The organism is Frigoribacterium sp. CFBP 13729 (assembly GCF_014841875.1).
In the GTDB taxonomy this organism is placed as follows: Bacteria; Actinomycetota; Actinomycetes; order Actinomycetales; family Microbacteriaceae; genus Frigoribacterium.
Window position 1 is genome coordinate 208,451 of record NZ_JACYUR010000003.1, and the last position, 14,168, is coordinate 222,618.

At 74.8% G+C, this 14,168-nt stretch carries 8 protein-coding genes; 4 read left to right on the plus strand and 4 right to left on the minus strand.

Annotated elements, in window-relative coordinates; genetic code table 11:
- Positions 1-34: 34 nt before the first annotated feature.
- Both IFT77_RS11380 and IFT77_RS11385 read right to left on the minus strand, forming a co-directional pair.
- Complete coding sequence (locus IFT77_RS11380; RefSeq protein WP_192170032.1) at positions 35-8,416, minus strand: SdrD B-like domain-containing protein; 8,382 nt, start codon at positions 8,414-8,416, stop codon at positions 35-37.
- Between the two features lie 238 nt (positions 8,417-8,654).
- Positions 8,655-8,960 carry a DUF1653 domain-containing protein gene (locus IFT77_RS11385; RefSeq protein WP_192040621.1) on the minus strand — a complete coding sequence of 102 codons (306 nt, stop codon included), beginning with the start codon at positions 8,958-8,960 and terminating at the stop codon, positions 8,655-8,657.
- A gap of 56 nt (positions 8,961-9,016) precedes the next feature.
- Between IFT77_RS11385 and IFT77_RS11390 the strand changes: the two genes are divergently transcribed.
- Positions 9,017-9,688 (plus strand): hypothetical protein, encoded by a 672-nt coding sequence (locus IFT77_RS11390; protein ID WP_192040620.1) that lies wholly within the window; start codon positions 9,017-9,019, stop codon positions 9,686-9,688.
- Between the two features lie 185 nt (positions 9,689-9,873).
- Here the strand turns inward: IFT77_RS11390 and hxlA are convergent, their stop codons facing one another.
- On the minus strand, positions 9,874-10,497 hold the full coding sequence (hxlA, locus tag IFT77_RS11395; protein WP_123547560.1) for a 3-hexulose-6-phosphate synthase: 624 nt from the start codon (positions 10,495-10,497) through the stop codon (positions 9,874-9,876).
- A gap of 49 nt (positions 10,498-10,546) precedes the next feature.
- Positions 10,547-11,155 (minus strand): 6-phospho-3-hexuloisomerase, encoded by a 609-nt coding sequence (gene hxlB / locus IFT77_RS11400; RefSeq protein ID WP_192040619.1) that lies wholly within the window; start codon positions 11,153-11,155, stop codon positions 10,547-10,549.
- Between the two features lie 110 nt (positions 11,156-11,265).
- Between hxlB and IFT77_RS11405 the strand changes: the two genes are divergently transcribed.
- From IFT77_RS11405 to IFT77_RS11415, 3 genes are all read left to right on the plus strand, one after another.
- Positions 11,266-12,171 carry a LuxR C-terminal-related transcriptional regulator gene (locus IFT77_RS11405; RefSeq protein ID WP_371741029.1) on the plus strand — a complete coding sequence of 302 codons (906 nt, stop codon included), beginning with the start codon at positions 11,266-11,268 and terminating at the stop codon, positions 12,169-12,171.
- 129 nt (positions 12,172-12,300) lie between these two features.
- On the plus strand, positions 12,301-12,846 hold the full coding sequence (locus IFT77_RS11410) for an RNA polymerase sigma factor (protein ID WP_244638741.1): 546 nt from the start codon (positions 12,301-12,303) through the stop codon (positions 12,844-12,846).
- On the plus strand, positions 12,836-14,098 hold the full coding sequence (locus IFT77_RS11415; RefSeq protein ID WP_192170033.1) for a hypothetical protein: 1,263 nt from the start codon (positions 12,836-12,838) through the stop codon (positions 14,096-14,098). Before IFT77_RS11410 ends, IFT77_RS11415 begins: the two co-directional genes overlap by 11 nt.
- Positions 14,099-14,168 lie beyond the last annotated feature (70 nt).

Below are 14,168 nucleotides of genomic sequence, written 5' to 3' on the forward strand. Positions count from 1 at the left end.
TCGAGGGTCATCGTCGCCCGCAGGAGGCGCCTCCTCAGTCCTCCGTCACGGTGCGGCGGCGACGGCTCGGGCGACGGGAGACGACCAGGGCCGCGCCTCCGGCGACGAGCAGCGACAGCCCCATCAAGAGCACGCCGCCGAGGTCGGAGCCGGTGAAGGCGAGGCGCTGCGCGGTCAGGCCGGTGAGCACCTGCTCGGAGCCGCCGGGCGCGAGCGTGAACGTCGTGCGCACTCCCGTGCTCGGCCGCGTCCCCGCGGGGACTCCGTCCATCGACACCGTCACCGTGTAGTCGCCGGCGGGCAGACCGCCGACCGACCAGCTGCCGTCGGGTCCGGTCGTCACGACGATCGTGACGGGCCCCTCGGGTCCGCTCCAGACGATCGTCACGCCGACGCCTCCGACGCCCTTCTCGCCCGGGTCGCGCACTCCGTCGCCGTCCGCGTCGTCGAACACGACGCCTCCGACGCTGGCCGTGCCGCGCACCACGAAGTCGACGTCGAGCTGCTGCTCGCCGGCGTCCAGCTGCACGGTGGTCGCCGTCGGGGTGCCGCCGTCGAGGTCGGAGGCCGGCACGGTGCCCGCGGGCAGGGTCGAGGGGTCGTAGCTGACCCGCACCGCGCCGGCCGGGAGACCGTCGACGGTCCAGGAGCCCGACGCGTCGGTCGTCCGCGTCAGCACGAGGTCGTCGGGGGTGTCGAGGGCTCCGTCGGCACCGGCCAGGCGCACGGTGACGACCACGCCGCCGACGCCGGGCTCGTGCGGGTCGCGCACGCCGTCGCCGTCGACGTCGAGCCAGACCGAGTCACCGACCGACGCGTCGGCACGGAAGCCGAAGTCCTGGTCGAGGTCGGCCTCGCCGGCCGCCAGCGTCGTCGTGCACGTCGGCACGGAACCGGAGCCGGTCCCGGTCCCGGTCCCGGCACCAGGGTCGGAGCCCGAGCCCGAGCCCGAACCCGAGTCCGACCCGGCCCGCGTCGTCGTCAGCCCGGCGGGCACGCCGGCCGTCAGCTCGACCCGGAACTCGCCGGCGGCGAGGTGCTCGACCAGCCAGCGGCCCTGCTCGTCGGTCACGGTCGTCTCGACCCGGTCGTCGGGCGAGCCGAGCACGCCGTCGACGCCGGCCCAGGTCAGGGTCACCGTGACGCCGGGGATCCCGACCTCGTCGGCCCCCTGACGGCCGTCGCCGTCCTCGTCGAGCCAGACCGTGTCGCCGATCGAGCCCGCCCCGGCGAAGCCGAAGTCCTGGTCGAGGTCGACCACGCCGCCGACCAGCTCGACCGCGCTGCGACCGTCGGCCGATGCGTCACCCGCACCGTCCGACCCGCCCGTGGCGTCCGCACCGTCCGCGTCGCTGCTCGGCGTGAGCCCCTCGGGCACGCCGCCGACCACCGCGACCGTCCAGCGGCCGTCGGGCAGGCCGTCGACCCGCCACGAGCCCGCGGCGTCGGTCGTCGTCGTCAGCACGACGTCGTCGCCGCCGCCGGCCACGCCGTTCGGGCCGAGCCAGGTCAGCTCGAGCTGCACGCCGGGCAGGCGCGGGTCGCCGGCCGAGTCGGTCCCGTCCGCGTCGCGGTCCCAGAAGACCCTGTCGCCGAGGGCGTTCGTGCCTCGGTAGCCGAAGTCCTGCACCAGGTTCGACGCGCCTCCCGCGATCTCGACCTGCGAGACGTTCGGGGCACCTCCGTCGGGGTCACCGGTGTTCACCGCGGCGAGAGCCACGCCGCCGTCGACCGACACCCGGTAGCGGCCGTCGGGCAGCAGGGTGAACAGGTACGAGCCGTCGGCCGCGGTCACGGTGGAGAACAGCTGGTCGTCCGCGGTGTCGAGCACGCCGTCGGGGCCTGCCCAGGTCAGCGAGACGGGCTGGCCCGGCACGGGCTGCTCGTCCGCCGAGCGCACGCCGTCGACGTCCGTGTCGAGCCAGACCGAACTGCCCACGGAGGCGCCGCCCGCGAACGCGAAGTCGGCCGTCCGGTGCGCCGTGGCGACCGGCAGCTCGAGCGTCGTGACCCCGTCGGGGCTGGCGTCCTCGTCGCGCACCAGGCCGAGCCCGGCGGGCACGGAGGCGCCGTCGACGCTCACGCGGTAGCTGCCCGCGGGCAGGCCGTCGACCAGGTAGCTGCCGTCCGTCGCGGTGACGGCCCCGAACACGGCGTCGTCGGCCGTGTCGAACCGGCCGTCGGGGCCGGCCCAGAGCACGTCGACCCGCACGCCGCCGAGGCCGCGCTCGTCGCCGTCGAGCACGCCGTCGCGGTCACGGTCGAGCCAGACGACCCGGCCGACGCTGCTGTCGCCGCGCAGGCCGAAGTCGGCGTCGTCGACGGTCGTCCCGGTCCGGGCGACGACGACGGTCGTGGCCAGGTCGAGGTCGGCGTCGCGTTCGTGCACCGACGACAGGCCGGGCAGCAGCGTCGTGCGGTCGACCAGGACCGAGAACGAGCCGAGGGGCAGCGAGCCGACCGACCAAGCCCCGGAGGCGTCCGTCAGCACCGAGGGCAGCGTCACGTCGTCCGCGGTGCCGGCCGTGCCGTCGGGCCCGGCCCAGGTCACCGTGACGCGCACGCCGGGCAGGCCGGGCTCGTCGCTCGTCTGCACGCCGTCGCCGTCGCGGTCGAGCCAGACCCGGTCGCCGATCGTCGAGTCGCCGCGGTAGCCGAAGTCCTGGTCGAGGTCGACGGAGCGCTCGCTCGAGAGGGAGGTGCGCGAGACCCCGTCGGCCGGGCCGGCGGCGTCGTGCGTCGGCACGAAGCCGGGGGCGACGCCCGAGGTGACGGCGACCGTGTAGTCGCCGTTCGGCAGGTCGCGGACTAGCCAGTCGCCCTCGTCGTCGGTGACGGCCGTGAAGACGAGGTCGTCGGCCGTGCCGAGCACGCCGTCCGCGCCGAGCCAGGTGACCGTCACGCCCACGCCGCGCAGGCCGGGCTCGCCGGGCTGCTGCACGCCGTCGCCGTCGACGTCCCACCACACGCGGTCGCCGATGCTCGAGGTGACCTCGTAGCCGAAGTCGGCGGTCAGGTGCGGGGCGTCGCCGGCGGCGAGCACGACGCGCGTCGTGCTGTCGCCTCCTGCGGGGACGTCGCCGGTGCCGTCCGCGGTGCCGTCCTCGTCGAAGCTCGAGGTCGCGCCCTCGGGCAGCGCGCCCGTGACGGTGACCCGGTGCTCGCCGGGCAGGAGGTGGTCGACGAGCCACGAGCCGTCGGCGCCCGTGACCACGGGGACGACCGCGTCGTCGGCCGTGTCGAGCTCGCCGTCGGCGCCGGCCCAGGTGACCGTGAGCTGGACGCCCACGAGCCCCTGCTCGCCGTCGTCCTGCACGCCGTCGCCGTCGCGGTCGAGCCACACGCGGTCGCCGATCGCGCCCGTGCCGCGCCAGCCGGTGTCCTGGTCGACGAGCTGCTGGCCCGCGCCGAGCACGAGCGTGCTGGTCGCGGTGCGGCCGCCGAGGCCCGAGACGCCGGCAGGGCCGGACGCGAGCAGGTAGCCGGCCGGCAGGCTGCCGACCCTCACCGAGTAGTTCCCGGCGGGCAGGGCGCCGACCGACCACGCGCCGGTCTCGGCGTCGCTGTCGCGCTCCCACTCGACGTTGTCGTCCTCGGTCGCGAGGTCGCCGTCCTGGCCCGCCCACGTCACGAGCACCTCGGCGCCGCCGATGCCGGGCTCGCCCGAGCCCTGGCGACCGTCGCCGTCGCGGTCGGCCCAGACGAGGTCGCCGATCGAGCCGCTGCCCACATGGCCGAAGGAGGCGTCGGTGCGGTCGGCGCCCTCGGCCAGCGTCAGCACGGCCGAGTTCGCCGAGGCCACGCCGTCGAGGTCGTAGCTCGGCACGAGGCCCGCGGGCAGGGTCGCGGGGTCGACGTCGACCCGGTAGCTGCCGCCGGGCAGGTGGTCGACCTTCCACGAGCCGTCGGGGCCCGACGTCGTCGGGTGGCGTTCGTCGTCGGCGGTGCCGAGCACGCCGTCGGCGCCGGCGAAGACGACGGTCACGCCGACGCCCGAGAGCCCCGGGTCGCCCGCCGTGCGGGTGCCGTCGCCGTTCGCGTCGAACCAGGTCGAGCCCGCGAGCGAGGCCAGGTCGACCTCGATGCCGACCGTGTCGGCGTCGAGGTCGTGGTAGGTCTCGTAGTCGCGGCCGTCGGTCGGCTGGTCCGCCACGCCCGCGTACGACGCCACGTCGGCCGTGTTGGCGAGCTCGGGGCCGGCGACCTCGTCGGCCGAGCCGAGGCCGGCGGGGACGGTCAGCCGGTAGACGACCGTGCGGGTCTCGCCCGGGGCGACGGGGCCGTCGATCGTCCAGCTGCGGACGGCGCCGGTGACGGTGCCCGCGCCTCCCTCGACCGGGGTGAAGCGCGTGTCCGGCGCGTCCGTGACCTGCACGTCGTAGGCGGGGCCCGTGCCGACGTTGGTCACGGCGACGCGGTAGGTCAGGGTCTCGCCGGGCACGGCGCGACGGGTGTCGGCGTCGCCGACCTGCCCGTCGACGCGCTTGTCGAGCACGAGGCGCGGCTCGACGACGGTGACGGCGGCGGTCGACGCGAGGCTCGTGTAGTCGTACGAGGCCGCGACCGGGCGCGAGGCCGGCTTGCCGTCGATCTTGTCGGTCTTGTCGAACGCGACCTGCGCGACGTTGGTCAGCACCTGGCCCGACGTCGTCGACTTCTGCGCGTACGCGGTGTACTCGAGGTGCACGACGCGCTCGGCCGCGGCGGCCGTGACGTCGCCGAGCCAGAAGCCGATCGTGCCCGTGCTCGGGGTGCCGAGCATCGACGCGGTGAGCGACGGGTCGCAGGAGGCGCAGGTCACGGCCGTGAGTGAGCCGAAGGCCTGGCCGCTCGGCAGCGTGTCGTGCACGGTGACGTCGTAGGCGGAGACACCGGCGGGGACGCGCACGTCGAGCGTGTAGGTCGTGAGCTCGCCGGTCGTGCGGCTCGTGGCCGCCGGGTCGCCGAGCGCCTTGACGACCGAGAGGGAGGGGCCGGTGACGGTGTCCTCGGCGGTCGCGGAGTAGGTGCGCTCGCCCTCGACGGGGCCGTCGAGGGAGCTGCCGACCGCCGTGGCGACGTTGCGGATGCGGGTGTCGCCGACCGTCTCGTCCACGGTCGCGCGGAAGGTGAAGTCGGCTGGCGAGGCGCCGGGCGCGACGTCGATCTCGGGGAACGTGATCGTGCGGCTCGACGGGTCGTAGCTGCCGCCGTCGACCCAGGTGAGGCCCTGCGGCAGCACGTCCGAGACGACGACGTCGTGCGCCGTGGACACGGCCGTGCCGGCGGGGTTCCGCACCCGGAGCGAGTACGTGACCGCCTGGCCGACGACGACCTTGCCGGCGGTGGCATCGTCGGTCTTGGCGAGCGTGAGGGCGGGCTCGACGACGGTGGTGGTGACGGGCTGGAGGTTGGAGCGCGTCCGTTCCGGGGTCGACGCCGTCGCGCCGGCTGGCCACCACGTCAGTGTGCCCGTGTTCATGAGCGCATAGCCGCGGACGACGGCCGGGTCCGCCGCCGAGTCGACGACCGTGGCCGTGATGGTGAGCACCACCACGTCGGCGTCGCCCCGCTCGCTGACGTAGACACCCTGCGCGTTCGTCGGGAGGTCGAAGGACACGCGCTGACGGAGGCGGTTCGCCGAGGCGACCGTCGCGGGGGCGGCGGGCCCGCCGTTGATGCTGGCCGTGGGCACGCCGACGACCTGGAGCCCCTGAGGGAGCTGGTCGACGATCGACGGTGCGACGCCGGCCGACGAGCTGTACAGCGAGACTCCGCCGGGGATCGTCGTCGTCACGAGGTAGGTGATCTGAGACCCCACCGGAGCCCTAGCGACATCGACGTCCTTCGCGACCGTGGGCTCGCCGGCGCGGACGGTCGAGGTGGCGTCGGCGCGGGCCGCGTTCGTGGTCGTGAGGGTCTTGTCGACGTTGTTCGACGGCGTGTAGGTGTAGGGGGTTCCCGTGTTCGTCCCGCCCTGGTACTGGCGCACGCCCGCCGTGTTAGCGAACGTGTCCGAGGCAGCGATGCCGGCCGGCACGGCGACCGAGTAGGTGAGCACGAGCGTCCCGTTCGTCGTCCCCGACCTCGCCGGCACGGTCAGGCCCGACCAGTCGATCCGCGAGCGCGGGTTCTCGTCCGTCACCGCGCCTCCTGCGGTGACCTGGCTGACCTGGCCGGCAGTCCAGCCGGCGGGCAGCAGGTCGCGGACGCTGACCTCGGTCGCAGGCGCGCGGCCCGAGTTCGAGACGGTGACCGTGTAGTCGACCGTGTCGCCGCCCTGCACGGTGGTCGGCGTGGCCGTCTTGGCCGTCGTGAGCTGGGGCTCGGTCCAGACGGCATCGGCCTGGTCGCGCAGCTGGAAGACGGCACCGGCCGTGTTCCTGAAGGTGAGCTTGGCGAGGTTGGCCGTGATGTCACCGTCAGCGGCCGCCGTCGGGTCGCTGATGGTCGAGGTGACGATCGCCTGGAACACGTTGCCCGACGCCTCGTCGGGCAAGGTCCAGGAGATCACGCCGCCGTCGGACACGGCGTCGGGGCGAGCGGCCGTGTGGCCCGCTCCGTACGCGGCGCCCACGAAGGCGAAGCCGGCGGGCAGGAAGTCCTTCAGCGTGGTCGACACCGTGTTGAGCCCGACCGGGAACGTCGCCTCGATCTTCCAGCAGACCGTGTCGCCGGGGCCGTACGAGGGGGCTGCGCCGCCCTCGGGCACCCAGGAGGCGGTGGTGCAGTCGGCCGTCGTCTGCGGCACCGCTACATGCTTGGTGAGCACGACGGCGGCCGCCTCCTGGCCGGCGGACGAGTCGTCCGGGGTGGCCAGCACGTGGGTGCGCAGCGCGTCGGGCGTGCTGCGCGCGTCGACGAGGGTCGACGTCGAGGTGAGGTCGACGCGGTTGGTCCACGAGTCCTCGGCGGCCACCGGGCCGACGCCGCTGCGGTACGAGCCGAGGGTGGTCGTCGTGAAGTCGATGGTGAAGGCCCCGTTCGACGCCGTGAAGGCGGGCACGGTCCAGGTGATCGCCTGGGTCCAGGGGCTGGTCGTGCCCGGGGTGGTCGAGACGGGGGCGAAGGCCGTGCCCGACTGGCGGTGCGTGGCGGAGCCCGCGTCGTACGACAGGCCGTCCGGGATCGTGTCGACGACGGTGAGGTCGCTCGTGCCCTGCGCGTACTCCGAGGTCGCGATCGCGAGGTGCCAGTTCGTCGTGGTGCCCTGGCGGATCGAGGCCTGGTCGTCGCCGCTGACGCCGCGGGTCTTGACGATCCGCACGTCCTCGGCGCTGACCGTCGCGGTCGCCGACGACGTGTAGACGGTGCCCTGCCAGCTGCCCGACGTCGTGGCGCTGTTCGTCAGCGGCTGCTCGTCGCGGGTCTCGCTGCCGGTGTTGTTGTCGAGGTTCGCCGTGGAAAGGCCGGTCGCCCCCGCAGCGGGCGCCCCGGCGGGGAACAGCTCGTTCTCGCGCAGCGGCACGGCCGCGGCGTAGCGGAGCGTCTTCTTCTCTCCCGCGGCGAGGTCGCCGAGGCCGGTCCACTCGACCCGCGTGTACACGCCGAGGGCCAGCGGTCCGGCCGTGCCGTCGGGGTCGACCCGGACGGTGCTGACGCTCGCCGGCTCGCGGCAGAGCCCGGCCGTGTCGGGCAGCGGCCGGGAGTCGAGGCGGGGAGCGCCCGGGTACTCGACCGTGCCGGCGGCGCTGTTGTCGACGCTCGTGCAGCCGAGGAACTCGAGGCCGGCAGGCAGGAAGTCGACGATCGAGAAGCCCGTCGAGCGGCCGACCTCATTGTTCGTGACGGTCAGCGTGTAGGTCGTGGGGTGGTCGTGCACGCCGCGGAGCAGCTCGCCCTCGGGGCTCGAGTCCTCCTTCTTGTCGAGCCTGAACGGCACGAGCGTGGTCGTCGAGCCGCCGGTGGCGCTCACCACGGCAGGGTCGGCGACGGGCGCGCCGGCGGAGTCGAACTTGGGCAGGGTCCGGGGGGCCGAGCTGACGAAGGCGGCGCCCGAGGTCGTCACGACGGCCCCGACGGCGGCCGTGGTCGTGTACGAGTACGTGGAGGCGACGGTGACCCCGGCCTGCAGGTCGGCGACGTTCGACCAGATCAGCTTCGTCGTGCCGTTCGCCAGCCTCACGACGCGGCTCGGCGAGCCGAGGCCGGCGTCCGCCGAGGCGAACGTCGCGCCGGCCGGGATCACGTCGGTCAGGGTCAGGTTGTAGCCGGGCGTCGAGGTCGCGTTCGAGGCCGTGAGCGTCACCGCGACGGCGTCGCCGACGAGGGTGCTGGCCGGCGCTGACTCGGTGAGGGTGACGGCGAGCCCGTCGGCCGCGTGGGCGGCGGTCGGGGCGACCAGGGCCGGGACGGCGAGCCCCGAGAGCACGACGGCGACCGCGAGCAGGAGGCGCCAGAGCGCGCGCGGGAGGGCAGGGGCGACGGGACGGGGCACGGGTGACTCCAGGAGCTCGCCCGGCAGCCGGGCGCGAGGCGCCTCGTCCGCGGGTTCAGTCGCGGGCAGCACCGCCGCGGATCGGGACGCGGCAGTCCTCATTGTGGAGGACCCCCTGGGGGCGGGCAACGAGTCGCGGTCCCCCACTTCGGGGACCGACGGGACCCCGTTCCGGGGGACGCCGCCCGTCCGCACTCCGGCCGCCACAGGTGGGCGCGAGCGGCCCCGGCCGCGGCGGCTAGGGCTCCGTGCCCGGCTCCGGCTGCAGCTCCGGCTGCTCCGGCTGCGGCTCCTCGCGGACGAACCGCGGCCCGTCCCAGCCGTCGCGCGTGACGCGCTCGACGAACTGCGCCACGGGACGCACCCAGCGCGAGCGGTCGCCGTAGAGCGTGCGGTAGAAGACCAGCGCCTCCTCGGTGTCGACGTGCCGCCCGGTGCCGATCACCTCGTAGCGGCCGCCCTTGAAGTGGCGGTAGGTGCCGGGCGCAGGAGGCGCGGGCTCGGCGGAGCGGTCAGGGCCGGCGGCGGAGGGGGTCGCGGTCACCGCACCAGGCTAGGCCCGCGCTGGCCGGCGTCGGTCGTGCCCCCTACGATCGCGGCATGGCACTCCTCCACCAGGCCGAACTCGTCCCGTCGAAGCTCGAGGCCCTCGCGGCCTGGGCGCCGAGCCAGCCGTGGTTCGAGGGCGACCCCGGACCGCTCGAGAAGGTCGCGGCGTTCCGCCTCGACGACCCGGCCGGCGAGGTCGGCGTCGAGGTGCTGCTCGTCCGCGCCGGCGACGGCCCCGTGCTGCAGGTGCCGCTGACCTACCGGGGCGCCCCGCTCGAGGGCGCCGACGCCTTGCTGGTCGGCACGATGCAGCACTCGGTGCTCGGCGAGCGCTGGGTCTACGACGGGTGCGGCGACCCCGTCTTCGTCGCGGCGACCGTCGCGGCCGCGCTCACCGGCGACGGCCAGGCCGACGAGGTGCTGCAGAGGGCCGACGGCGAGCGCGTGCCGCACGAGCAGACGATGGTCGTCGTCGGCAGCGGCACGGCCGGCGCCGAGGTGCCGTCGACCTCGCTGCGGGGCACCCGCGTGGTCGACGGAGCGACCGTGGTCGACGCGGGCTCGTGCACCCTCGTGGTCGCGCGGACCCCCGACGGCGGCGGCTCGCCCGCCTCCCTCGCCGAGGCCGCAGGAGGCGTGCACGACGACACGACGCAGGTCCTGTCCGCGACGTGGCCGGGCCACGACGCCCCGACGACGCTCGCCGTCGTGCTGGTGCACTGACCACCCTCCTCATTCAGGAAGATGGCTCCTGCGTCGTGCACAGGGGGGACCAAGAGGCCTGGATCGTGCACGGATCAGGATCCGTCACGGCACCCTTCCTGAATCGAGTCATGTGCACGAACACGAGCAGGAGGCGCGGTGCAGGCCTTGCCTGCACCGCGCCTCCTGGGCGTACTCGCGGCGCGCTACTTGATCGCGGCGCGGATCTCGCGTGCGGCGTCCGCGACGTCGTCGGCACCGTAGATCGCGGCGCCCGCGACGGCGACCTGGGCGCCCGCGTCCTGCACCGAGCCGACCGTGGCGGCCTTGACGCCTCCGGCGACCGAGAACGGCACGCCCGACGCCTTGCCGGCCTCGAGCAGGGCCTCGAACGTGAAGCCGTCCTCGGCCTGCTCGTCGAGGCCCGCGTGCATCTCGACGAACTCGGCGCCGAGGGCGACGACCTCCTTGGCGCGGGCGGCCTTGTCGTGCACGCCGATCAGGTCGACGACGATTCCCTTCCCGTGCTCCTTCGCGGCCTTGACCGCACCGGCGATGGTGCTGTCGCCCGCGACGCCCAGCACGGTCACGAGGTCGGCGCCGGCCTTGAACGCCTCGCCGGCCTCGAGCTCGCCGGCGTCCATCGTCTTGAGGTCGGCGAACACGACCTTGTCGGGGTGCGCCTCCTTGATCGCGGTGATGGCGCGGAAGCCCTCCGCCTTGATCAGCGGCGTGCCGAGCTCGATGATGTCGACGCTGGGCGCGGCGGCGGCGGCGAGCTCGAGGGCTGCCTCGGTGGTCAGGGTGTCCATGGCGAACTGCAGCTTCATGTGGTGCTCCTTCTTTCGGGGTGGGACGTGTCGGACGAGCAGCCGGGGGCTACTCGAGGTTGGCGTGGCGGGGCCACATGTCGTCGGCGCTCTGGCCGGAGCGCTGCCACAGGGCGTGGAACAGCGCGTCGCCGACGAGCACGACGACCTGCTCGAAGAGGCCGCCGGCGTACTGCGCCGAGGCGGAGCCCGAGCGGTCGAGCTTCTCGGCGGCGGGCACGAGCACGACGGCGGTCGCGACCTCGGCCAGCGGCGAGTCCCCGGCGGTGGTCACGGCGGCGACCCGGGCACCGGCGTCGACGGCGGACTGCGCCGCGCTGACGATGCCGCTCGTCGTCCCCGACCCGCTCGCGGTCAGCAGCACGTCGCCCTCGCCGATCGCGGGGGACGTCACCTCGCCGACCACGTGCACGGTCAGGCCGAGGTGCATCAGCCGCATCGCGGTCATCCGCAGCGCGAGGCCGGACCGGCCCGCGCCGTGCACGAAGACGCGCCCGGCACCGGCCACGAGGTCGGCCACGGCGTCGAGGCCGTCGGGGTCGGTCTCGACGACCGCGCGCACGGCACGGTCCACCTCGGTGCGCACGAGCTCTAGCGCGTCGGCGGTCGAGGAGGCGGTGGCCGAGGAGGCGGGGGAGGTGCTGTCTGCGTCGGGCATGCCCCAAGCCTGCTCCCGTCCACCTCCGGGTGCGCTGCCCGTCGGGGCGGGCCGACCTGCCCGAACGGGTAGGCGGGGCCGTTCGGGTAGGGGCCGGGTAGGGTGGCGCCGTGCCCGACCTGCCGACGCCTCACCTCTCGGGCTCCGGCCTGCCGGCGTCCGGGCCTGCGTCGGCCCCGCCGAGCTCCGGCCCGCCCGCGCCCGACCTGCCGTCGGCCGCCAGCCGGGCCGCCGTCGCCCGGCACGCCCGCACTGTCTCGGAGCTGCTCGACCGGCACGCACTGACGCTGGAGTCGCTGCTCGCCACCCTCCGCTCCGGCCGGCTCGACGACCGTGCCGCCCGCACCGTCGCGATCGAGGTCGCGGCGGCCGCCGTCGTCGAGCTCCGCTCCGAGACGGACGAGCAGCGCGCCTTGCAGCTCGAGCCGGTCGTCGGGGCCTTCGCGCGCCTCCGGGACGACCTGCGCCCCCTCGTCCGCTTCGGCGAGCTCGACGTCCAGTTCGTCGAGCCGCCCGCGACCGGGCGTGCACTGCCGGGCGAGGTGGCCCACGCCGCCAGGACCATCGTGCGGAGCACCGTCCTCGCCCTCGTCGACGACGGCCGCGCCCGACGTGTGCGGATCCAGTGGGACTGCGACGGCCTCAACCTGCTGATGGCGGTGCGGGACGACGGGGCGGGCGAGCTCACCGCGCACGACGACTCGCTGCGGCCGGTCGCGGAGCGGGTCTCCGCCCTCGACGGCACCCTGTCCGTCTCGTCGACGCCCGGGTGGGGATCGGACCTCGCCGTCAGCCTCCCGCTCGACCCGCCGGCCGAGCCCGGGTCGCTCGACGAGGCGGTGTCGCTCAGCCCGCGCGAACGGGACGTGCTGCGGCTGGTCGCCTCCGGGGCCCGCAACCGGGCGATCGCCGAGTCGCTCGGCATCAGCGAGAACACCGTCAAGTTCCACGTCTCGAACCTGCTGCGCAAGGCCGGGGCCGCGACGCGGGCCGAGCTGACGGCGCTGGCTCGCTAGCTCCCCCGGGGCGCCGCTCCGCACCTCCTGAGTCCGCGCCTGCCGCCCTCGAGGCACGCGCCGGACTTTCTCGACGATTTCTGTCAGACCTCGGCGATCTGCGACATTCCTGTAGTGAGGGGGGCAGACATGGACATGACGACGGAGAACGACTCCGACCTCGTCCGACGCACGTCGGGCGGGGACGAGCGGGCGTTGTCGGAGATCTTCGACCGCTGGGCGCCGACGCTGACGCGCTACGCCTGGGCCCTCGCCGACAGCAAGATGGACGTGGAGGAGGTCGTGCAGGACACGCTCGTCACCCTCTGGCGCCGCTCGGCCGAGATCACGCTGCACGACGGGTCGCTGCTGCCGTGGCTGCTCGTCACGTGCCGCAACCACGCGATGAACCTGAGGCGCAAGCGGCAGCGCACCGAGGCGGACGAGCTGCCCGCCGAGCTCATCGCCCCCGCCGACGACGACGCCCAGGAGGCGCGCGAGCGGCTCCGCTGGGTCCGCGCCGAGATCGAGGCGCTCAGCCCCGTGGACCAGCAGATCTGCGAGCTGTGCCTGATCGAGGGCCGCAGCTACGCCGAGGCCGCGAAGCTGCTCGGGCTGAGCGTCGGCGCACTGACACAACGGGTCTCCCGGACCCGGACACGACTGAGGAAGGCGGTGATCCGCGATGGACGTTGAGCCCCCCACCGGAGACGACCTGAACCGCATGCTCGTCTCGATGAAGCAGGACGTGCTGCGCCGTGCCGCCGCCGAGCCCCCCGCACGACGGCGCCCCTGGGCCCGCCGCCACCTCGGCCTGACCCTCGGCCTCGTCGCCCTGCTCGGCGTCGGGGGCGCAGGAGGCGCGCTCGCGCTGGTGCTGCCCTCGCCGTTCCAGGCGTCACCGGCCGCCACCCCCACGAGCACGCCGTCGGCCACGCCGACCCCACGGCCGACGCCCTCGGCCGCTCCGAGCCCGTCGGCCCCGCCCCCGCAGACCGTCCCCGCGCCCGCCACGGGCATCGACTGCGCGACCCTGGGCGACCGCGCGCAGGTGACCTCCCTGGTGCCGGCGGCCCAGCTCGTCACGGTGCCGCTAGGCCTCTGGGGTTCGGGCGACGCCGCCTACCGGCAGGCGGGGGTCCTCGACTGCCGCTGGACCGCCGGGGGCGCAGAGCTCTCGGAGGACGTCGTCGAGATCCGGATCTCGCCCGCGGCCGACCGGGGCAGGGAGTGGATCTCGGGGCTGACGCAGTCCGGCCTGCCCGGCCTGCAGGTGGGCGACGTGTCGGCCGCCCGGTGCGAGGACGACTACGGCACGAGGTGCAACGCCTCGCTGGTGTCGGGTCCGTGGTGGATCGAGCTGTCGTTGGGCGCGACCGTCACCTCCGCCCCCGTGACGACGGAGACGACGCGGACCGCCGCCGCCAGCGTCGTCACGGTCACCGACGCGCTCACGCCGGGTGCGCCCTGGGCCGGCCAGGCCTCGTCGTGGGCAGGGACTTCCTGCGCCGCTCTGCCGTCGGGCCGCACCATGGGCGAGCTCGTGGGCTCGCCCGACATGGGCGACGTCGTGGAGGACGGATGGACGCCTGCGACGGGCATCCGCCAGACCCAGGCGTGGTCGACACGGTGCTCCTGGACGATCGCGCCCTCGGACGGCACGCGGCCGGACGGGTACGTCGGCGGGATGACCGTGGAGTTCGTGTCGGGGAGCGCGTGGGCCTACGGACGGGAGACCGTGCCGGGGACCCCCGTCGAGGTCGCGGGGGCCGACTCGGCCACCCTCGTCTGCTACTCCCACGAGGGAGCCTCCTGCTGGGTGGACCTGGTGTCGGACGGCACGTGGGTCCAGGTGCAGGCGTCCGTCGACCCCGAGGACTCGGGGCTGCTGATCCCGGTGGCCGAGGCGGTCCTCGCCGCCCAGGCCGCCGCCTCCGGACGGGGCTAGTCCGGGCCTGAGCAGCCCCTGCGGGGGCAGTCCCTGCGGGGGCACGGAGACCATCCGGCGCGGGGGCGCC